Origin of the sequence: Variovorax paradoxus, assembly GCF_040544635.1 — a bacterium.
GTDB lineage: Bacteria > Pseudomonadota > Gammaproteobacteria > Burkholderiales > Burkholderiaceae_C > Variovorax > Variovorax paradoxus_R.
In genome coordinates, this window is record NZ_JBEPKJ010000018.1 from 69,918 (window position 1) to 88,185 (window position 18,268).

Genomic DNA, 18,268 nt, shown 5'->3' on the forward strand with positions numbered 1-18,268 from the left:
CGCACTTGCATACTGGGGCAAATGCCTATGCTGCAGTGCAACCTGCCCGCGCCGGTGGTTCCGGCATCGGGCGACTGTCGTCGCAATGACAATGACCTATCGGGCTCGAACCCTAGTGCGCGCCTGCTGCGGCGTCGCCGCCTGCACCGCCTTTTTGCGGCCGTGCCAGCCACACCAGCGGAATGAGCAGCAGGAACAGAATCGCCGATGCATAGAAGATGTCGTTCGCGGCCAGCATGAAGGACTGCTGATCGACCAGGCGGTTGATCTGCCCCAATACCTGCTCGCTGCTCAAGCCGCTGCCGGCCAGGCCGTTCATGGCGCTGGTCGCCGCGTTGTTGCCCTGGTTCACCGATTCGGCCAGCTGCGAGTGATGCAGCGCCGCACGGTTCTCCCAGAGCGTGGTGGTAATCGACGTGCCCATGGCGCCCGCGGTAATCCGCAGGAAGTTCGACAACCCCGAGGCGGCCGGAATGCGGTCGGGCGTGAGGCCCGAGAGCGTGATGGTCACCAGCGGAATGAAGAAGAACGCCATCGCAATGCCCTGGATGATCGTCGGGATGATGATCGTCACGAAGTCGGCCTGCGTGTTGAAGTTCGACCGCATCCACAGCACCAGCGCGAACACCAGGAACGAGAAGGTCGCATAGCGGCGCGGATCGATCTTGGACACGGTGAGCCCCACCACCGGCGAGAAGAAGATGGCGAGCAGCCCCACCGGCGCCATGATCATGCCGGCCTGCGTGGCGGTGTAGCCCATCCACTGCTGCAGCCATAGCGGCAGCAGCACCACGTTGCCGAAGAACAAGCCGTAGGCCACGGCGGTTGCCACCGCGCCCGACCAGAAGTTGCGGCGCTTGAAGAGCGACAGGTCGACCACCGGGTGCTTGTCGGTCAGCTCCCAGATGAGGAAGAACGCGAAGCCGACCACGGCGACCACGGCCATCGTGATGATCTCGGGCGAGTGGAACCAGTCGAGCTCCTTGCCCTTGTCGAGCATGAGCTGCATGGCACCGACCCACAGCACCAAGAGCGCGAGGCCGATGGCGTCGATGGGCACCTTGCGCGTGGTGCTCTCACGGTCGCGGTAAAGCGCCCAGGTGATGGCCGCCGCGACGATGCCCACGGGAATGTTGATGTAGAAGATCCACGGCCATGAAATGTTGTCGGTGATCCAGCCGCCAAGGAGCGGCCCCATCACGGGCGCCACGAGCGTGGTCATCGACCACATCGCCATGGCAAGGCCGGCCTTGGCGCGCGGATAGCTCGACAGCAACAGCGTCTGCGACAGCGGAATCATCGGGCCCGCGACGAAGCCCTGCAATGCGCGAAACGCAATCAGCGTCGTCATGTTCGGCGCCAGCCCGCACAGGAGCGAGCTGATCATGAACAGGATCACGCTGGCCATGAACAGGCGCACCTGGCCGAAACGCTGGGTCATGAAACCCGTGAGCGGCACCGCGATGGCATTGGCCACCGCGAAGCTGGTGATGACCCAGGTGCCTTGGGTGGTGCTCACCCCCAGGTCGCCCGAGATGGCCGGCAGCGACACGTTCGCGATCGACGAATCGAGCACGTTCATGAACGTTGCCGCGGAGAGCGCGATGGTCCCCCAGACGCGGGCGGAGCCCTCGAGTGGCGGCGGCGCTACGTAAGCGGGAGCAGCAGCAGTGGCCATTGGCTTTGCCTTGAAGACCGGCAACGGCGATCAGCCGGGATGGGACTGCGATGCAGTGTGCGCCGCGGTGCCAGCGGTTGCTGCTGCTGCGGTAGCGGCGTTGGCGGCACGGCCCGCCGGCGCTGCGGCGGCTGCGGGCGCGCCGCGGCCGAGGTTCGCGGCCACGATGCGATCGACCTCGGCGTCGGCACCATGGTCGAGCTTGCTGTAGACCTGCGTCTGCGAAATGGCGGTGGCGCGCGGTGCGTCGGCCAGCATCTTGCCGGTCTTCTGCGTGATGTCGATCTCGGCATCCATCGAAAGACCGATGCGCAGCGGGTTGGCCTTGAGCTGCTCGGGGTCGAGCGCGATGCGCACGGGCACGCGCTGCACCACCTTGATCCAGTTGCCCGTGGCGTTCTGTGCCGGCAGCAGCGCGAATGCGCTGCCGGTGCCCACACCCAGGCCCGCGACCTTGCCGGTGTATTCCACCTTCTTGCCGTAGACGTCGGCCGTGAGCTTCACGGGCTGGTCGATGCGGATGTTGCGCAGCTGCACTTCCTTGAAGTTGGCATCGACCCACAGCTGGTTGAGCGGCACGATCGACATCATCGGCGTGCCGGCCGCCACACGCTGGCCGAGCTGAACGGTGCGCTTGGCGACGTAGCCGTCGACCGGTGCCGGCATGGCCACGCGCTGCGTGGCGAGATACGCCTCGCGCACCTTGGCGGCAGCGGCCTGCACGCTCGGGTGCTGGGCCACGCTGGTGCCTTCGGTCAGCGACTGGTTGCTGGCCAGCGCTTCGCGCGCGGCCACCACGCCGGCCTGCGCAGCGGCGAGCTGGCTCTTCGCGTTGTCGAGCGCCGTCTCGGCGTGGTTGAGTTCTTCCTTCGAGACCGCGCCGTTGCCCGACAGCGCGCGGCGGCGCTGCAGGTCGTCCTGTGCCTTGGCGATATCGCTCTGCGCCCGGGCGATGTCCGACTGGCGCAAGGTGACCTGCGCGGCCAGCGAGCCGTTGTTGGCGTAGAGCGTGCGCACCTGGCGAACGGCCTGCGCGAGCGCGGCCTCGGCCTGCTCGAGCGCCACCTTCGCATCGGCGGGGTCCAGCTGCACCAGCGGCTGGCCGGCCTTCACGAAGTCGGTGTCGTCGGCGTTGATGGCCATGACGGTGCCGCCGATCTGCGGCGTGATCTGGATCACGTTGCCCTGCACGTAGGCGTTGTCGGTGTCCTCGTAGTGGCTGGCCACGAGCCATTCGTAGAGGCCCCAGCCGCCGCCGGCGACGATCACCACAGCCGCGAGCGCGGTGAGTGCGCGGCGGCGCTTGCCGTTGCCGGCGGGGGCTTCAGGAGTCGCGGGGGCTGCAGTGGCAGCGGACGTCGGAGTGTTGTTGTCGCTCATGATGAAGTTCTTTCCGAAGACGAGAGAAGTCGGTTCAGGGTTCAGTTCAGCGCGGCCGATGAAGCCGCTACCGCAGCAGTGGAGGCAGCGGTGGCCGGCGGCTGCCAGCCGCCGCCGAGTGCACGCGCCAGGCCCACCTGCGTGTCGAGCGCGCGGGCGGCCAGGTCGACAGCCAGCCGGCGTTGCGCGAGCACGGCGGTTTCCGCGGTCAGCACGTTGAGGTAGTTGCCAAGGCCCGCGCGGTAGCGCTGCACGGCGATGTCGTAGGCGCCTTCGGCCGCGGTCTGCGCGTCGCGCTGCTCGGCCTGCTGGCGCGCGATCGACTGCGCGCTCGACACCTGGTCGGCCGCGTCGCGCACCGCATCGAGAACGGCGGCGTTGTAGCTCTCGATGGCGGCATCGAGATCGGCCGCCTTGCCGCGCAGGTTGGCGCGCAGTTGGCCGCCTTCGAAGATCGGCAGATGGATGGCGGGGCCCACGCCCCACTGCTCGCTGCCCGACTTGAGCAGCTTGCCGAATCCCAGGCTCTGGAAGCCGACGAAGGCCGTGAGGTTCACGTTGGGATAGAACTGCGTCCTGGCATTGGCCACGTCGCTCGTGGCGGCCTCGACGCGCCAACGCGCGGCCGCAATGTCGGCGCGGCGGCCGAGCAGGTCGGCCGGAATGTTGGCCTGCAGCGCGATGGGCTTGACGGCTTCGAGCATCGGCGGCTTGAGCGATGCGGACACGTTGGGCTGGCCCACGAGTGCATCGAGCGCGTGCTGCTGCAGCGCGATCTGCTCGTTGAGCGCTTCGATCTGCTGGCGCGCTTCGGGCAGGCCGCCTTCGCTCTGGCGCAGCTCAAGGCGGGTATCGAGGCCGGCGGACACGCGGTCGCGCACGAGCTTGAGCGTTTCATCGCGCTGGGCCAGCGTGCGCTGGGCCACGCCAAGCTGTTCGTTCAGGCGAGCCCACTGCAAATAGCTGCGCGCCACGTTGCTGGCCAGCAGCACGCGAGCGGCATCGGCGTCGGCCGCGGCTGCATTGGCGGCGCCAATGGCGGCCTCGAGCGCGGTGCGGTTCTTGCCGAAAAAGTCGAGCTCCCAGCTTGCGCCGAGCTGCAGCAGGCCGATGTTCTGGGTCGAGCCGCCGAGCGGTGCGGGATAGATGTAGTTGCTGTTGAACTTCTGGCGGTTCAAATCGAGCTCGCCGCTGACCTTGGGCTTGCGGGCGGAGTCGGCGATGTCGGCGGTCGCCTGGGCGCGTGCGAGCCGCGCGCGCGCCACCTGGAGGTTCGGATTGCCGGCAACGGCCTGGTCGATCAGCGTGTTGAGTTGCGCGTCGCCGAAGGCCAGCCACCATTGGCTGTCGACGCTGGGCACAACCGCAGCACTGGTGTCCGCGGCAATGCCCAGCGACGACGCATCGCGCAGCCTGGCTTGCGAACCGATGCCGGCCATGTCGGCACAGCCGGCCAATGCAACCACCAGCAGTGCGGCGGCCATGACGGGGGTGCGCCGCACGGCGCGAGCGGCGAAAGAATCAGTCATTTTTTTCTCCACGGGCTGCAAGGGCCTGCGCGTTGTCGAGGATGCGGCGCAGATAGCCCTTGAGCTGCTCCCATTCCTCTTTGGTGAAACCCGCCAGGTGTTCGTTCTGCACGCGGCTGAGCACGTACGGCACTTCCTTGGCGGCGGCGCGGCCTTCTTCGGTGAGTTCGATGTTGACCACGCGACGGTCCTCGAGCGATCGCACACGGCGGCACAGGCCCTTGGCTTCGAGGCGGTCGAGCAGGCGCGTCATCGCACCCGTGTCGAGCTCGCAGGCGCGGGCGAGTTCGGCCACCGTGGTGGCGACGCCGAGGTGCAGCTTGTACAGCGGCAACCACTGCGGAAAGGTCGGACTGCCGGGCTCGCACATGCGCATTTCTACCGCCTGGGCCACCGCACTCAGGATGCGGCGCATCAGGTAGCCGATGCTTTCCTCGGCCTTGTAGGTCTCGGCCCGATAGAAATCGACCGGCCGGCGATCGGCGTCGGCGGCAGGCGGCGGGACTTGCGGTTTGTCTGGATCGCTCATGCCCAAAATATTAATTGCCTCGACAACTATTGTCAAGGCTGCCTTTGTGGAGGCAAGGGTCAGTAGAATCCGCGCATGGCTTCTTCCCCCCTGTCCTCACCGGCCAAGGGCTCGCCCCGATCACTGTCGGGCCTGAGCCCTTTTCTTCGGCCCTACCGCGTCCAGATCGTTCTGGCGGGCATTTTTCTGGTGATGGCTGCCGTCACGACGCTGGTGTTTCCGCTGGCGCTGCGCAGCCTGATCGACGGTGGGCTGATCAGCGCCGACAAGGGCGCGCAGACCATGGCGCTGCGCGAGCACTTCGGCGCCCTCTTCGCGGTGGCCGTGGCACTGGGTGTGTTCTCGGCCGCACGCTTCTATACAGTGAGCTGGCTCGGCGAGCGCGTGACGGCGGATCTGCGCAACGCGGTCTACGGCCATGTGCTGCGCCAGAGCCCGGCGTTCTTCGAAACGACGCAGACCGGCGAAGTGCTGTCGCGCCTCACGGCCGACACCACGCTGGTACAGACGGTGGTCGGCTCGTCCCTCAGCATGGGGCTGCGCAATGCCGTCATGGGCGTGGGCGCGCTGGCGGTGCTGATCTGGACCAACCCCTACGTGATGGTCCAGGTGCTGGGCATTCTGGTGCTGGTGGTGCTGCCGAGCATGTGGTTCGGCCGGCGCGTGCGCAAGCTCTCGCGCGCCAGCCAGGACCGCGTGGCGGACTCGAGCGCCATCGCGGCCGAGGTGCTCAATGCAATTCCGGTCGTGCAAAGCTACACGGCCGAAGCACGCGAAGCCGACCGCTTCAATGCCTCGACCCAAGACGCCTTTCGTACCGCCGTGCGCCGCACCAAGGCGCGCTCGGTGCTGGTGGCGTTCATCATCATCGCCACCTCGGCGGCGCTGCTGTGGGGGCTGTACCAAGGCACGCAAGCGGTGCTGCGCGGCGACATCACGGCGGGCCATCTCGGCCAGACCGTGGTCTACGTGGCCATTCTTGCCAGCGCAACCGCCGTGCTGGGCGAGGTCTATGGCGACCTGCTGCGAGCCGCCGGCGCAACCGAACGCCTGATGGAACTGCTGCATGCGCCTGCGGCGATCGTTTCGCCGCCGAATCCGGCGGCTGCGCCCGTCCCTGTGGCCGGCAGTGCCATCCAGTTCGATGCGGTGACTTTCCACTACCCGTCCCGGCCCAATACGCCGGCGCTGAAAGACTTCAGCCTGGACATCGCGCCCGGCGAGACGGTGGCCCTGGTAGGGTCCAGTGGTGCGGGCAAGAGCACGGTGTTCCAGCTGCTGCTGCGCTACTACGATCCGCAGTCGGGACGGCTGCTGCTCGACAGCGCGCCGCTGGCCTCGCTCGCGCTGTCCGATCTGCGCACCCGCATCGGCCTGGTGCCGCAAGACGCGGTGATTTTTTCGGCCAGCGCCTTCGAGAACATTCGCTACGGCCGCCCCGACGCGAGTGCCGACGAAGTGCATGCCGCCGCCCGAGCGGCCTTTGCGCACGACTTCCTGCAGGCACTGCCCGAGGGCTACGACACCTTCCTGGGCGAGCGCGGCGTGCGGTTGTCGGGCGGGCAGCGCCAGCGCATCGCCATTGCGCGCGCCATTCTCAAGAACCCGCCGCTGCTGCTGCTCGACGAAGCCACGAGTGCGCTCGATGCGGAGAGCGAGCGCATGGTGCAGGCTGCCCTCGAATCAGCCATGGAGGGCCGTACCACGCTGGTCATTGCGCATCGGCTCGCCACGGTGCAGAAGGCCGACCGCATCATCGTGCTGGACCACGGCGGCATCGTCGAACAGGGAACGCACGCGGCGCTGGTGGCGCAAGGCGGGGTGTATGCCCGCTTGGCGGCGCTTCAGTTCACGGCCTGATTCACGAACCCGCGGACCCCTGCAGCAAGCAAGCCGCAGCAGGGAAGCGAGCTATTGCAGCGTTTCCTTGAGTGCCGCGGGAATCGGCAGCGGCATGACCGGAATGCCCTCGTCGAGCAGCGCTTCGGTCTGCTCGCGGGTTGCCTGGCCGCGGATTCCTCGCTCTTCGGCTTCGCCGTAATGCATCTTGCGCGCCTCGTCGGCAAAGCGGTCGCCGACGTCTTCGGTCTTCGCGAGAACCTCGCGCACGGCGCGCATCCAGCGCGCCTCGGGAGACAGTTCGGCGGGCACCTGGGCGGTAGCGGGTGCCGGTGATGCAGCCTCGGCCGGCGCCTTTGCGTTGCCCAGGTTGAGGCGCGGCGCGCTCAGCAGCTTGACGATGCGCGTGTCGGCGCAGACCGGGCATTCCACCAGTCCGGCGGCAAGCTGGGTCTCGAAAGCTTCATTGGACGCAAACCAGCCTTCAAAGCCGTGACCGTGCGAGCAGCGGAGATCGAGAACCTTCATGCGCGGATTATCCCGCGCCGCCTTGCGAAGCGGTACCCTGCCAATCGAGTGTCCATGCGCCCGAAAGGACGTGCTGCAGCCAGAGCGTGCAAGTGAGCGACTTGGCGTCGGTGACCGTGCCGTCGCGGCACCAGCCGGCCAACTCCTGCGGCGTGGCCGTGAACACGTCGAGAAACTCGCCGTGGTCGAGTTGCCGCTCGCCAAGCGAAAGGCCGCGCGCAAAGTAGATGTGGATGATCTCGGTGGAATACGCCACCGCCAGGTGCATGGCGCCGGCATAGGCCCATTCACGGGCGGTGTAGCCGGTTTCCTCGAGCAGTTCGCGCTGGCCGCAGACGAACGGATCTTCGCCCGCGTCGAGCTTGCCGGCCGGAAACTCGACCATCACATGCCCGACCGGATAGCGGTATTGCCGCTCCAGCACCACACGGCCATCGTCCAGCATCGGAACCACCACCACTGCACCCGGATGAATCACATATTCGCGCGTTGCGGTATGGCCGTCGGGCAGCCGCACGGTGTCGCGGCAGACCTGGAGGAAATTGCCCTTGAGCAGAACCTCGCTGGCCGTGCGCTCTTCCTTCAAGTGCGAATCGGCGATGGGAGAAGTCATGTCAGTGCCTATGTTTCATCAGGTAGCGCCAGGTGAACCCTGGAAAAGCCAGCACGATGAAGAGCGCGCCGGTCACTGCATAGAACTCCCAGCCCTGGGGAGCAATCTGCCCTGCCCGGCTTTCGAACAGCAAGCCGACGCCGCCGGCAACGAAATACAGCACCACCAGTTCGGCGAGCCGCACCGCGAGCGGCTTGGGCTGCGTGGCCAGCGGCACGATGCCAAACAGCCGTTCGTTGAAGAACGGCAGGTTGGCCGCCACCAGCGCCACCAGCAGGACGACCCAGACCGATGCGGTTTGCGACACCGTGGGCAAACCGCGATCAGTTGGCCAGCGTGGCCACGATCGCCTTGGCGCAAAGCGTCATGAGGCCGCCGGGAACGATGCCCAGCACGAGAATCAGCAAACCGTTGACCGAGAGCACGGCGCGCACGTCGCGCGGCGCCGAGACGGTGCTGGCGGTAACGGGCGCATCGAAGTACATGACCTTGACCACGCGCAGGTAGTAGAAGGCGCCGATCAGCGACGTGATCACCGCGAACACCGCAAGACCGATGTAGATCGCCTGGCCCGACGCGATCAGCGCCTGCAGGACCGCGAGCTTGGCGTAGAACCCGACCAGCGGCGGCAGGCCGGCGAGCGAGAACATCGCGATGGCCATCACGCCGGCGTACAACGGGCTGCGCTGGTTCAGGCCGGCAAGATCGGTGATCTCTTCGCTTTCGAAGCCTTCGCGCGCCAGCAGCAGGATGATGCCGAAGCTGGCCAGCGTGGTCAGCACGTAGGTCACGATGTAGAACATCGACGCGCTGTAGGCAAACTGCGCGTTGTAGGTGTTGCCGTTGACCACGCCCGCCACCAGGCCGAGCAGCATGAAGCCCATTTGCGCGATGGTCGAGTAGGCCAGCATGCGCTTGAGGTTGGTCTGCGCAATGGCGGCCAGGTTGCCCACCAGCAGCGAGGCGATGGCCAGCAGGGCCAGCATCTGCTGCCAGTCGATGGCCAGCGGCAGCAGCCCTTCCACCAGCAGGCGGATGATGATGGCGAAGGCAGCCAGCTCGGGCGCCGCGCCAATCAGCAGCGTCACCGCCGTCGGAGCGCCCTGGTACACGTCGGGCACCCACATGTGGAAAGGCGCAGCCCCCACCTTGAATGCCAGGCCCGCGACGATGAACACCAGGCCGAACACCAGCACCTGATGGTTCACCTTGCCACTGGCAATGATCTTGAACACCTCGTTGACGTCGAGCGAGCCGGTCGCGCCGTACAGCATCGAAAGGCCGTAGAGCAGGAAGCCGCTGGCCATGGCGCCGAGCACGAAGTACTTCATGGCCGCTTCGCTGGCCACCGCGTTGTCGCGGCGCAGCGCCACCAGGGCGTAGCTGGACAGTGTGAGCAGTTCCAGGCCCAGGTAGATCAGCAGGAAGTTGCTGCCCGAGATCATCACGAACATGCCCAGCAGCGCGAACATGCTGATGGTGAACATTTCGCCGCCGCGCAGCATGTCGCGGTCCGCCGCATAAGGCCGGCCGTAGACCAGCGTGACCATCAAAGCGACGGTGGCAAAGCACTTGAGCCAGTTGCCCATGGGGTCGCTCACGACCATGCCGCCGAAGCCGTAAATCGTCTTGCCGTCGTTGGCGGCCATGCCGGTCAGAACGGCCACCACGGCCAGCGTGAGCAGCGTCAGGATGTAGGTACGCGTGCGGCGGGCGCCAGTGGTCGACAGGTCGACCAGCGCAATGATGCAGGCCATGACCAGCAGCACGATTTCGGGGTAGATCGCGACCCAGCTGAGTTTGTCAATCATCTCGTTCTCTTCTTCAGCGTGGAATCAGGGCAGTTTGGACGTTGCCACATGGCGCAGGAGCTCCGTCACGGAAACATCCATCACATCGGTGAACGGCTTCGGATAGATGCCCATCCACAGCACGGCAATGGCCAGCAGCGACAGCATCAGGAACTCGCGGGCATTGATGTCGGTGAGTTCCTTGACGTGGTCGTTGCCGACCGGGCCGAGGTACACGCGCTTGTACATCCAGAGGGTGTAGGCCGCGCCGAAGATCAGTGCCGTTGCGGAACCCAGGCCGACCCAGAAGTTGTACTTGACCGCGCCCAGGATGACCATCCACTCGCCCACGAAACCGGCGGTGCCCGGCAGGCCGCAATTGGCCATGGCGAACAGCAGCGCGAACGCGGCGAACTTGGGCATGGTGTTGACCACGCCGCCGTAGTCGGCAATCTGGCGCGAATGCACGCGGTCGTAGAGCACGCCGATGCCCAGGAACATCGCGCCCGACACGAAGCCGTGCGCAATCATCTGCACGATGCCGCCCGAAACGCCCAGCTCGTTGAAGATGAAGAAGCCGAGCGTCACGAAGCCCATGTGGGCGACCGACGAGTAAGCCACGAGCTTCTTCATGTCTTCCTGCACCAGCGCCACCAAGCCGACGTAGATCACCGCGATGAGCGACAGCGCGATCATGAGCCAGGCCCATTCGTGCGAGGCGTCGGGCGCAATCGGCATCGAGAAGCGCAGGAAACCGTAGGCGCCGAGCTTCAGCATGATTGCGGCCAGCACGGCCGAGCCGCCGGTCGGCGCCTCGACGTGCACGTCGGGCAGCCAGGTGTGGACCGGCCACATCGGCACCTTGACGGCAAAGGCGGCAAAGAACGCGAAGAACAGGAAGGTCTGCGCCGTCGAGCCCAGTGGCAGCTTGTGCCAGCTCAGGATGTCGAAGCTGCCGCCCGACTTGTTGTACAGGTAGATCAGCGCCACCAGCATCAGCAGCGAGCCGAGCAAGGTGTAGATGAAGAACTTGAAGGCCGCGTAGATCTTGTTCGGACCGCCCCAGATGCCGATGATCAGGTACATCGGGATCAGCGTGGCTTCGAAGAACACGTAGAACAGGATGCCGTCGAGCGCGGCGAACACGCCGATCATGAAGCCCGAAAGAATCAGGAACGCGGCCATGTACTGGTTGACGCGCTCGGTGATCACTTCCCAGGCCGAGATCACGACCACCACGGTAGTGAACGAGGTCAGCAGCACCAGCCAGAGCGACAGGCCGTCGACACCGAGGTGGTAGTTGACGTTGAAGCGCGCAATCCAGCTGGCCTTCTCGACGAACTGCATCGCGGCAGTGCCGTTCTGGAAGCCCGTGTAAAGCGGTACGGTCACCAGGAAGCTGACGATCGCACCGACCAGCGCGACCCATCGCACGCCCCTGGCGTTCTCGTCACGCCCGAACGCCAGCAGCGCGATACCGAATGCGATCGGCACCCAGATGGCAAGGCTCAACAAACCCATTTTTCTTTTTCTCCAGCGCTTAGCTCAGCGCTTGAACCAGACGAAGTACGTCATCAGGATGAAGATGCCGAGCAGCATCGCGAAGGCGTAGTGATAGATGTAGCCCGACTGCAGCCAGCGCACCGCACCCGAGATGCGGCCGACGACCTTCCACGAGCCGTTGACCACGGCGCCGTCGATCAACGCCTGGTCGCCGCCCTTCCACAGGCCGGTACCAAGGGCACGCGCGCCGCGGGCGAGGATGTTCTCGTTGATCCAGTCGAGGTAGTACTTGTTGTCGAGCAGGCGGTAGACCGGGCCGAAGGCACGCTTGATCGCGGCCGGCAGTGCCGGATTGACCATGTACATGTAGAACGAGAGCACCACGCCGGCCAGCGCCAGCCAGAACGGCGCGGTCTGCAGACCGTGGATGGCCATGGCCACCGGGCCGTGGAAGGCTTCTCCGAGTTCCTTCATGGCATGGTGCTTGTTCGCGTCGACGGCAATGGCCCCCTTGAAGAACTCGCCGAAGAGCATCGGCTCGATCGTCATGAAGCCGATCACCACTGACGGAATGGCCAGCAGCACCAGCGGCAGCCACACCACCATCGGCGACTCGTGCGGCTTGTGGTCGTGGTGGCCATGGCCGTGGTCGTCGCCATGCGCGGCATGGTCGTCATGGTGTGCATCGGGGTTCAGGTCGTAGCGCTCCTTGCCGTGGAACACCAGGAAGTACATGCGGAACGAGTAGAACGCCGTCACGAACACGCCGGCCAGCACCGCGTAGTAGGCGAACTGCGCGCCCCACAGGTGGCTTTCGTGCACCGCTTCGATGATGCTGTCCTTCGAGTAAAAGCCCGAGAAGAACGGCGTGCCGATCAGCGCCAGCGAACCCAGCAGCGAGGTGATCCAGGTAATGGGCATGTACTTGCGCACGCCGCCCATCCAGCGGATGTCCTGATTGTGGTGCATGCCGATGATCACCGAGCCCGCGCCGAGGAACAGCAGCGCCTTGAAGAAGGCGTGCGTCATCAGGTGGAACACCGCGACCGAATAGGCCGAGGCACCGAGCGCTACGGTCATGTAGCCGAGCTGCGAGAGCGTCGAGTACGCCACCACGCGCTTGATGTCGTTCTGGATGATGCCCAGGAAGCCCATGAACAGCGCGGTGATGGCACCGATCACCAGGATGAACGAGAGGGCCGTGTCGCTGAGCTCGAACAGCGGCGACATGCGCGCCACCATGAAGATGCCGGCGGTCACCATCGTTGCCGCGTGGATCAGCGCGGAGATGGGCGTCGGGCCTTCCATCGAGTCGGGCAGCCACACGTGCAGCGGGAACTGCGCGCTCTTGCCCATGGCGCCGATGAACAGGCAGATGCAGATCACGGTCACCAGCATCCACTCGGTGCCGGGGAAGGTGATGCCGGCCAGCGTGTTGGCCTTGGCAAAGGCTTCGCCGTAGTTCAGCGTGCCGGCATAGGCTGCAATCAGGCCGATGCCGAGGATGAAGCCGAAGTCACCCACGCGGTTGACCAGGAACGCCTTCATGTTCGCGAAGATGGCCGTGGGCTTGTTGAACCAGAAGCCGATCAGCAGGTACGACACCAGGCCCACCGCTTCCCAGCCGAAGAACAGCTGGAGCATGTTGTTGCTCATGACGAGCATCAGCATCGAGAAGGTGAACAGAGAGATGTACGCGAAGAAGCGGTTGTAGCCCTCGTCTTCTTCCATGTAGCCGATGGTGTAGATGTGCACCATGAGCGAGACGAAGGTCACCACGCACATCATCATGGCGGTGAGGCCATCGACCAGGAAGCCGACTTCCATCTTCAGGCCGCCGACCACCATCCATTCGTAGATCGTGGCGTTGAAGCGGGCGCCGTCGACGACGACCGACTTCAGCGTCATGGCCGAGATGATGAAGGCGACCAGCACGCCGAGGATGGTCAGCGAATGCGTGACTTTGCGGCCGATGTGGTTGCCGCCGAACTTCGTGCCGAACAGGCCTGCGACGGCGGCGCCGACCAGGGGTGCCAGCGGCACGGCCAGCAGGGTGGATGCGGAAAGGGTTGCGCTCATGTTGCTGTCAACCCTTGAGCGAGTTGAGTTCGTCGACGTTGATGTTCGACTTGTTGCGGAACAGCAGGACCAGCAGGGCCAGGCCGATGGCCGACTCGGCCGCAGCCACCGTCAAGATGAAGAACACGAAGATCTGGCCGTGCATGTCGCCCAGGTAGTACGAGAACGCCACGAAGTTCATGTTCACCGCGAGCAGCATCAGCTCGATGGCCATCAGCAGCACGATGAGGTTCTTGCGGTTCAGGAAAATGCCGATCACCGAAAGCGCAAAGAGCATTGCGCCGAGCGAAAGAAAGTGTCCGAGCGTGAGCGTCATGCCTTGTTTTCCTTTGCCGCTGCTGCGCCTGCATCCGCGGGTGCTTCCACCACCGGCTCGGCGGCGCGCGTGACCTGCATCTGCACGATGCGCACGCGGTCGCGCGCCTTCACGCGCACCTGGTCGGATGGGTTGACGTACTTGCTGTCCTTGCGGGTACGCAGCGTCAGGGCGATGGCGGCCACGATGGCCACCAGCAGGATGACGGCCGCAATTTCGAGCGGATACAGGTACTCGGAGTACAGCAGCTTGCCGAGCTCGAGCGTGTTCGAGCTGTTGGCCGCAACGGCAGCGCTCACGCGCGGCGCCTCCGCCAGGCGGAAGCCGCCCATCAGCACGGCGGCCATTTCAAGCGCAATGAGCGCACCCACGCCGGCTGCCAGCGGAAAGTGCTTCCAGAAGCCCTGCCGCAGGCCGTCGACGTTGATGTCCAGCATCATGACGACGAAGAGGAACAGCACCATCACCGCCCCGACGTAGACGAGCACCAGCGCAATCGCCAGGAACTCGGCGCGCAGCAGCAGCCAGATCGCCGATGCCTGGAAGAAGGCGAGCACCAGGTACAGCGCCGCGTATACGGGGTTGCGGGCGGTGATGACGCGGAAGGCCGCGAACAGCAGCACCGCGGCAAACAGATAGAACAGACCGGTCTTGACGTCCATTGGAATTCGAATTGGTACGGGGTTCGGGCTGGTCGGATCAGCGGTACTTGGCGTCGGCCGCCTTGTTCGCTGCAATTTCTTTTTCGTAGCGATCGCCCACGGCCAGCAGCATGTCCTTGGTGAAGTACAGGTCGCCGCGTTTTTCGCCGTGATATTCGAAGATGTGGGTCTCGACGATCGAATCGACCGGGCAGCTTTCTTCGCAGAAACCGCAGAAGATGCACTTGGTCAGGTCGATGTCGTAGCGCGTGGTGCGGCGCGAGCCGTCGTCGCGCACATCGGATTCGATGGTGATGGCCAGTGCGGGGCACACGGCCTCGCAGAGCTTGCAGGCAATGCAGCGCTCTTCGCCGTTTTCGTAGCGGCGCAGCGCATGCAGGCCGCGAAAACGCGGCGACAGCGGCGTTTTCTCTTCCGGGAACTGCACCGTGATCTTGCGGGCGAAGGCGTACTTGCCGGTGATGGCCAGGCCCTTGAACAGTTCGAACAGCATGAAGCTGCCCAGAAAGTCCTTGAGCGAGAACGGAGCGGACGTTGTTGCGGTGTGCGCAGCAGACATGATGTTGGCGCTTCCAGTTATTTCCAGATATTGAACGGGGTCTGCATCCAGGCGCCGACCACCACCAGCCACACGAGCGTGACCGGAATGAAGATCTTCCAGCCCAGACGCATGATCTGGTCATAGCGGAAGCGCGGGAACGTCGAGCGAACCCACAGGAACATCGTGACCACGCAGAAGGTCTTGGCACCGAGCCAGATCCAGCCGGGAATGAAGCTCAGGAACTCGAACGGCGGCAGCCATCCGCCGAGGAACAGCACGACGCACAGGATCGAGACCAGCCACATGTTGGCGTACTCGGCCAGGAAGAACATCGCGAAGCTCATGCCCGAGTACTCGATCATGTGGCCCGCAACGATTTCGGATTCGCCTTCGACCACGTCGAAGGGGTGGCGGTTGGTTTCAGCCAGGCCCGAGATGAAGTAGACGACGAAGATCGGCAGCAGCGACAGCCAGTTCCACGAGAGGAATCCGATGCCCATTCCCGCGAAGGTGCCCTTGCCCTGCCCCATGACGATGTCGGTCATGTTCAGGCTGGCCGAGACCATCAGCACCACGACGAAGCAGAAGCCCATCGCGATTTCGTAGCTCACCATCTGCGCCGAGGCACGCAGCGCACCCAGGAAGGCGTACTTCGAGTTCGATGCCCAGCCTGCGATGATCACGCCGTAGACCTCGAGCGAGGTAATGGCCATCACGAACAGCAGGCCGGCATTGATGTTGGCCAGTGCCACATCGGGACCGAAGGGAATCACGGCCCATGCAACGAGCGCCGGCATGATGGTCATGATCGGGCCCAGCAGGAACAGGCCCTTGTTGGCGACCGTCGGAAGAATGATTTCCTTGGTCATCAGCTTGAGCGCGTCGGCGATGGGCTGCAGCAGGCCCAGCGGTCCGATGCGGTTCGGGCCGACGCGGATCTGCGTGAAGCCGATGGCCTTGCGCTCCCATAGCGTGAGGTAGGCCACGGCCCCCATCAACGGGAGCACGACCACCATGATCTTGATCAGCGTCCAGATCACGGGCCAGGCCACGGCCGTCCACCAGCCCGCATGGACCAGTCCCTGGCCGAAGGCATGCAGTGAATCGATCATGCCAATGCCTCCTCGGCACGGGCCGGTGCGGTCGATGCGTTGCGCGCATCGGCGGTGAGTTGCAACGACGGTGCGCGGCGCACGATCGAGTCGAGTTGATAGATGCTCGCGACCACGGGCACCGGAGCAGCGCCATCGGCAACCACGGCACTCGCGGCGGTGGCATTGCTCAGGGCATTGGCCGGCACGGCGCCGTTGTCGCCGATGGTGCGAAGCACTTCAGCGGTCGATTCGAAGGCAAAACCCGGCAAACCAAGCAGGTTGGCCAACACGCGCAGCACCTTCCAGGCCGGACGCGCCTCGCCTTGCGGCTTCACGACGGCATGGAAACCTTGCACGCGGCCTTCGGCATTGACGAAGGTACCCGGCGTTTCGGTGAACGGCGCGATGGGCAGCAGCACGTCGCTGAACTCGAGGTTGGCCTTGAAGGGACTCAGCGTGACGACCATCTGCGCATTGCCGATGACATCGGCGGCTGCGGCGCCAGCGGCCGAATCGAACACCGGTTCGGTGTTGAGCAGCAGCACGGCCTTGAGGCCGGAGCCGGCGGCGAGCATGCGGCCGGCGTCGAGGCCGCCGTTCTGCGGGAAGGCGCCGACGAGCTGCGCGCCCACGGTGTTGGCGGCTTCCGTCAGGTAGCCGACGGTGGCGCCGGTCTGCGCGCCGATCCAGTTGGCGAGGGCCAGCAGGCTGCTGGCTTGCGCGTGGTGGGCAGCGGCGTTGCCGAGCAGGATGGCCTTGCGCTCGCCGCTCAGCAGCGAGGCTGCGATGGCTTGCGCGGCGGCGTCGGGTGCGTTCTTCGGTGCCAGCGGTGCGCTAGCGCCATTGGTCTGGCCGATGGCGGCAGCAACGGCGGCCAACGCCTCGACCCATTGGCCGGCTTCGACGATCGTCGATTGCGCCACGTGGATGGCCCAGGCGTCGCGGTCGGCCATCAGGCCGGCCGAGGTGATCACCGACAGCGCTGCGCCCTTGCGCACGGCCTGGCGGATGCGCTGTGCGAACAGCGGGTGTTCCTTGCGCAGGTTCGAACCCACGACCAGCGCGCGCTGCACTTGCGTGAGCGATGCGATCGAGGTGCCGAGCCAGCGCACGCCTTCGAAGGCCGTGAATTCGGCGTTGCGCAGGCGGTAGTCGATGTTGTCGCTGCCGAGTTCACGCGTGAGCATGGCGGCGAGCTGCAGTTCTTCGAGCGTGCTGTGCGGGCTGACCAGCGTGCCGATGCTTTGCGCGCCGTGGTCGGCCTTGATCTGCTTGAGGCCGTTGGCCACGTATTCGAGTGCGGTCTGCCAGTCGACCTGCTGCCACTGGCCGCCTTGCTTGAGCATGGGCTGTGTGAGGCGTTCCGGGCCGTTGAGGGCTTCGTACGAGAAGCGGTCGCGGTCGGCGATCCAGCATTCGTTGACTTCTTCGTTCTCGAGCGGCACCACGCGCATCACGCGGTTGTTCTTGACCTGGACGATCAGGTTGGCACCGGTGGAATCGTGCGGGCTCACCGACTTGCGGCGCGATAGCTCCCACGTGCGGGCGCTGTAGCGGAAGGGCTTGCTCGTGAGCGCACCGACCGGGCAGATGTCGATCATGTTGCCCGACAGTTCGGAGTCGACCGAGTCGCCGAGGAAGGTTTCGATTTCGGAGTGCTCGCCGCGCTGGGTCATACCGAGCTCCATCACGCCGGCCACTTCCTGGCCAAAACGGACGCAGCGCGTGCAATGGATGCAGCGGCTCATTTCTTCCATGCTGATCAGCGGGCCGACGTCTTTGTGGAAGACGACGCGCTTTTCTTCTTCGTAGCGAGAAGAGGAACCGCCATAGCCCACGGCCAGGTCTTGCAGCTGGCATTCGCCGCCCTGGTCGCAGATCGGGCAATCCAGCGGGTGGTTGATCAGCAGAAATTCCATGACGGACTGCTGGGCCTTGATGGCCTTTTCGCTCTTGGTGCGAACGATCATGCCCTGCGTGACGGGCGTGGCGCAGGCCGGCATCGGCTTGGGCGCCTTTTCCACGTCGACCAGGCACATGCGGCAGTTGGCCGCAATGCTGAGCTTCTTGTGATAGCAGAAGTGCGGGATGTACGTGCCCGCCTTGTCGGCCGCATGCATCACCATGCTGCCTTCGGTCACTTCGACCTTCTTGCCGTCGAGTTCGATTTCGATCATGAGTATGTTT

General features: G+C 65.0%; 16 protein-coding genes. 1 reads left to right on the forward strand and 15 read right to left on the reverse strand.

What is annotated here, in order from left to right; genetic code table 11:
• Window positions 1-112 precede the first annotated feature (112 nt).
• Genes ABIC94_RS25360 through ABIC94_RS25375 form a run of 4 tightly spaced genes read right to left on the reverse strand, consistent with a single transcriptional unit; the run spans window position 113 to window position 5,116 of the window.
• Window positions 113-1,678 carry a DHA2 family efflux MFS transporter permease subunit gene (locus tag ABIC94_RS25360; RefSeq protein ID WP_354375758.1) on the reverse strand — a complete coding sequence of 522 codons (1,566 nt, stop codon included), beginning with the start codon at window positions 1,676-1,678 and terminating at the stop codon, window positions 113-115.
• A gap of 30 nt (window positions 1,679-1,708) precedes the next feature.
• Window positions 1,709-3,058, reverse strand: coding sequence for an efflux RND transporter periplasmic adaptor subunit (locus ABIC94_RS25365; RefSeq protein ID WP_354375759.1), 1,350 nt, complete (start codon window positions 3,056-3,058; stop codon window positions 1,709-1,711).
• A 41-nt stretch (window positions 3,059-3,099) separates the two neighbouring features.
• Window positions 3,100-4,587, reverse strand: coding sequence for an efflux transporter outer membrane subunit (locus tag ABIC94_RS25370; RefSeq protein ID WP_354375760.1), 1,488 nt, complete (start codon window positions 4,585-4,587; stop codon window positions 3,100-3,102).
• Window positions 4,580-5,116, reverse strand: coding sequence for a MarR family winged helix-turn-helix transcriptional regulator (locus ABIC94_RS25375; protein WP_354375761.1), 537 nt, complete (start codon window positions 5,114-5,116; stop codon window positions 4,580-4,582). Before ABIC94_RS25375 ends, ABIC94_RS25370 begins: the two co-directional genes overlap by 8 nt.
• A 75-nt stretch (window positions 5,117-5,191) precedes the next feature.
• On the opposite strand from ABIC94_RS25375, the gene ABIC94_RS25380 reads away from it, so the two are divergent.
• Window positions 5,192-6,976: an ABC transporter transmembrane domain-containing protein gene (locus tag ABIC94_RS25380; RefSeq protein ID WP_354375762.1), complete on the forward strand. Its 1,785-nt coding sequence runs from the start codon at window positions 5,192-5,194 to the stop codon at window positions 6,974-6,976.
• Between the two features lie 51 nt (window positions 6,977-7,027).
• On the opposite strand, the gene ABIC94_RS25385 is transcribed toward ABIC94_RS25380, so the two are convergent.
• From ABIC94_RS25385 to nuoG, 11 genes are read right to left on the reverse strand one after another with little or no spacing between them, the layout of a single operon-like run.
• Window positions 7,028-7,483 carry a DUF1178 family protein gene (locus tag ABIC94_RS25385; protein ID WP_354375764.1) on the reverse strand — a complete coding sequence of 152 codons (456 nt, stop codon included), beginning with the start codon at window positions 7,481-7,483 and terminating at the stop codon, window positions 7,028-7,030.
• Between the two features lie 7 nt (window positions 7,484-7,490).
• A complete protein-coding gene (locus ABIC94_RS25390) occupies window positions 7,491-8,096 on the reverse strand; it encodes an NUDIX hydrolase (RefSeq protein ID WP_354375765.1) in 606 nt (201 codons plus the stop codon).
• Between the two features lies 1 nt (window position 8,097).
• A complete protein-coding gene (locus ABIC94_RS25395; protein WP_354375766.1) occupies window positions 8,098-8,403 on the reverse strand; it encodes a DUF2818 family protein in 306 nt (101 codons plus the stop codon).
• A gap of 16 nt (window positions 8,404-8,419) precedes the next feature.
• A complete protein-coding gene (gene nuoN / locus ABIC94_RS25400; RefSeq protein ID WP_354375767.1) occupies window positions 8,420-9,907 on the reverse strand; it encodes an NADH-quinone oxidoreductase subunit NuoN in 1,488 nt (495 codons plus the stop codon).
• Window positions 9,908-9,931: 24 nt separating this feature from the next.
• Window positions 9,932-11,407 carry an NADH-quinone oxidoreductase subunit M gene (locus tag ABIC94_RS25405; protein ID WP_354375768.1) on the reverse strand — a complete coding sequence of 492 codons (1,476 nt, stop codon included), beginning with the start codon at window positions 11,405-11,407 and terminating at the stop codon, window positions 9,932-9,934.
• Between the two features lie 24 nt (window positions 11,408-11,431).
• The gene (gene nuoL, locus ABIC94_RS25410) at window positions 11,432-13,468 is read right to left on the reverse strand and encodes an NADH-quinone oxidoreductase subunit L (RefSeq protein ID WP_354375769.1); all 2,037 of its coding nucleotides are present in this window, start codon (window positions 13,466-13,468) and stop codon (window positions 11,432-11,434) included.
• A gap of 7 nt (window positions 13,469-13,475) precedes the next feature.
• The gene (nuoK, locus tag ABIC94_RS25415; RefSeq protein WP_012748597.1) at window positions 13,476-13,784 is read right to left on the reverse strand and encodes an NADH-quinone oxidoreductase subunit NuoK; all 309 of its coding nucleotides are present in this window, start codon (window positions 13,782-13,784) and stop codon (window positions 13,476-13,478) included.
• The gene (locus ABIC94_RS25420) at window positions 13,781-14,446 is read right to left on the reverse strand and encodes an NADH-quinone oxidoreductase subunit J (RefSeq protein WP_354375770.1); all 666 of its coding nucleotides are present in this window, start codon (window positions 14,444-14,446) and stop codon (window positions 13,781-13,783) included. The genes nuoK and ABIC94_RS25420 overlap by 4 nt, the downstream gene beginning before the upstream one ends.
• A gap of 37 nt (window positions 14,447-14,483) precedes the next feature.
• Window positions 14,484-15,005 (reverse strand): NADH-quinone oxidoreductase subunit NuoI, encoded by a 522-nt coding sequence (nuoI, locus tag ABIC94_RS25425; protein ID WP_055805171.1) that lies wholly within the window; start codon window positions 15,003-15,005, stop codon window positions 14,484-14,486.
• Between the two features lie 17 nt (window positions 15,006-15,022).
• Complete coding sequence (nuoH, locus tag ABIC94_RS25430) at window positions 15,023-16,099, reverse strand: NADH-quinone oxidoreductase subunit NuoH (protein ID WP_354375771.1); 1,077 nt, start codon at window positions 16,097-16,099, stop codon at window positions 15,023-15,025.
• Complete coding sequence (gene nuoG, locus ABIC94_RS25435; protein ID WP_354375772.1) at window positions 16,096-18,258, reverse strand: NADH-quinone oxidoreductase subunit NuoG; 2,163 nt, start codon at window positions 18,256-18,258, stop codon at window positions 16,096-16,098. The genes nuoH and nuoG overlap by 4 nt, the downstream gene beginning before the upstream one ends.
• Window positions 18,259-18,268: the final 10 nt, after the last annotated feature.

Coding starts and splice junctions, on each gene's coding strand:
- ABIC94_RS25360 (WP_354375758.1), bottom strand. CDS start 1,678: ATGGCCACTGCTGCTGCTCCCGCTTACGTAGCGCCGCCGCCACTCGAG.
- ABIC94_RS25365 (WP_354375759.1), bottom strand. CDS start 3,058: ATGAGCGACAACAACACTCCGACGTCCGCTGCCACTGCAGCCCCCGCG.
- ABIC94_RS25370 (WP_354375760.1), bottom strand. CDS start 4,587: ATGACTGATTCTTTCGCCGCTCGCGCCGTGCGGCGCACCCCCGTCATG.
- ABIC94_RS25375 (WP_354375761.1), bottom strand. CDS start 5,116: ATGAGCGATCCAGACAAACCGCAAGTCCCGCCGCCTGCCGCCGACGCC.
- ABIC94_RS25380 (WP_354375762.1), top strand. CDS start 5,192: ATGGCTTCTTCCCCCCTGTCCTCACCGGCCAAGGGCTCGCCCCGATCA.
- ABIC94_RS25385 (WP_354375764.1), bottom strand. CDS start 7,483: ATGAAGGTTCTCGATCTCCGCTGCTCGCACGGTCACGGCTTTGAAGGC.
- ABIC94_RS25390 (WP_354375765.1), bottom strand. CDS start 8,096: ATGACTTCTCCCATCGCCGATTCGCACTTGAAGGAAGAGCGCACGGCC.
- nuoN (WP_354375767.1), bottom strand. CDS start 9,907: ATGATTGACAAACTCAGCTGGGTCGCGATCTACCCCGAAATCGTGCTG.
- ABIC94_RS25405 (WP_354375768.1), bottom strand. CDS start 11,407: ATGGGTTTGTTGAGCCTTGCCATCTGGGTGCCGATCGCATTCGGTATC.
- nuoL (WP_354375769.1), bottom strand. CDS start 13,468: ATGAGCGCAACCCTTTCCGCATCCACCCTGCTGGCCGTGCCGCTGGCA.
- nuoK (WP_012748597.1), bottom strand. CDS start 13,784: ATGACGCTCACGCTCGGACACTTTCTTTCGCTCGGCGCAATGCTCTTT.
- ABIC94_RS25420 (WP_354375770.1), bottom strand. CDS start 14,446: ATGGACGTCAAGACCGGTCTGTTCTATCTGTTTGCCGCGGTGCTGCTG.
- nuoI (WP_055805171.1), bottom strand. CDS start 15,005: ATGTCTGCTGCGCACACCGCAACAACGTCCGCTCCGTTCTCGCTCAAG.
- nuoH (WP_354375771.1), bottom strand. CDS start 16,099: ATGATCGATTCACTGCATGCCTTCGGCCAGGGACTGGTCCATGCGGGC.
- nuoG (WP_354375772.1), bottom strand. CDS start 18,258: ATGATCGAAATCGAACTCGACGGCAAGAAGGTCGAAGTGACCGAAGGC.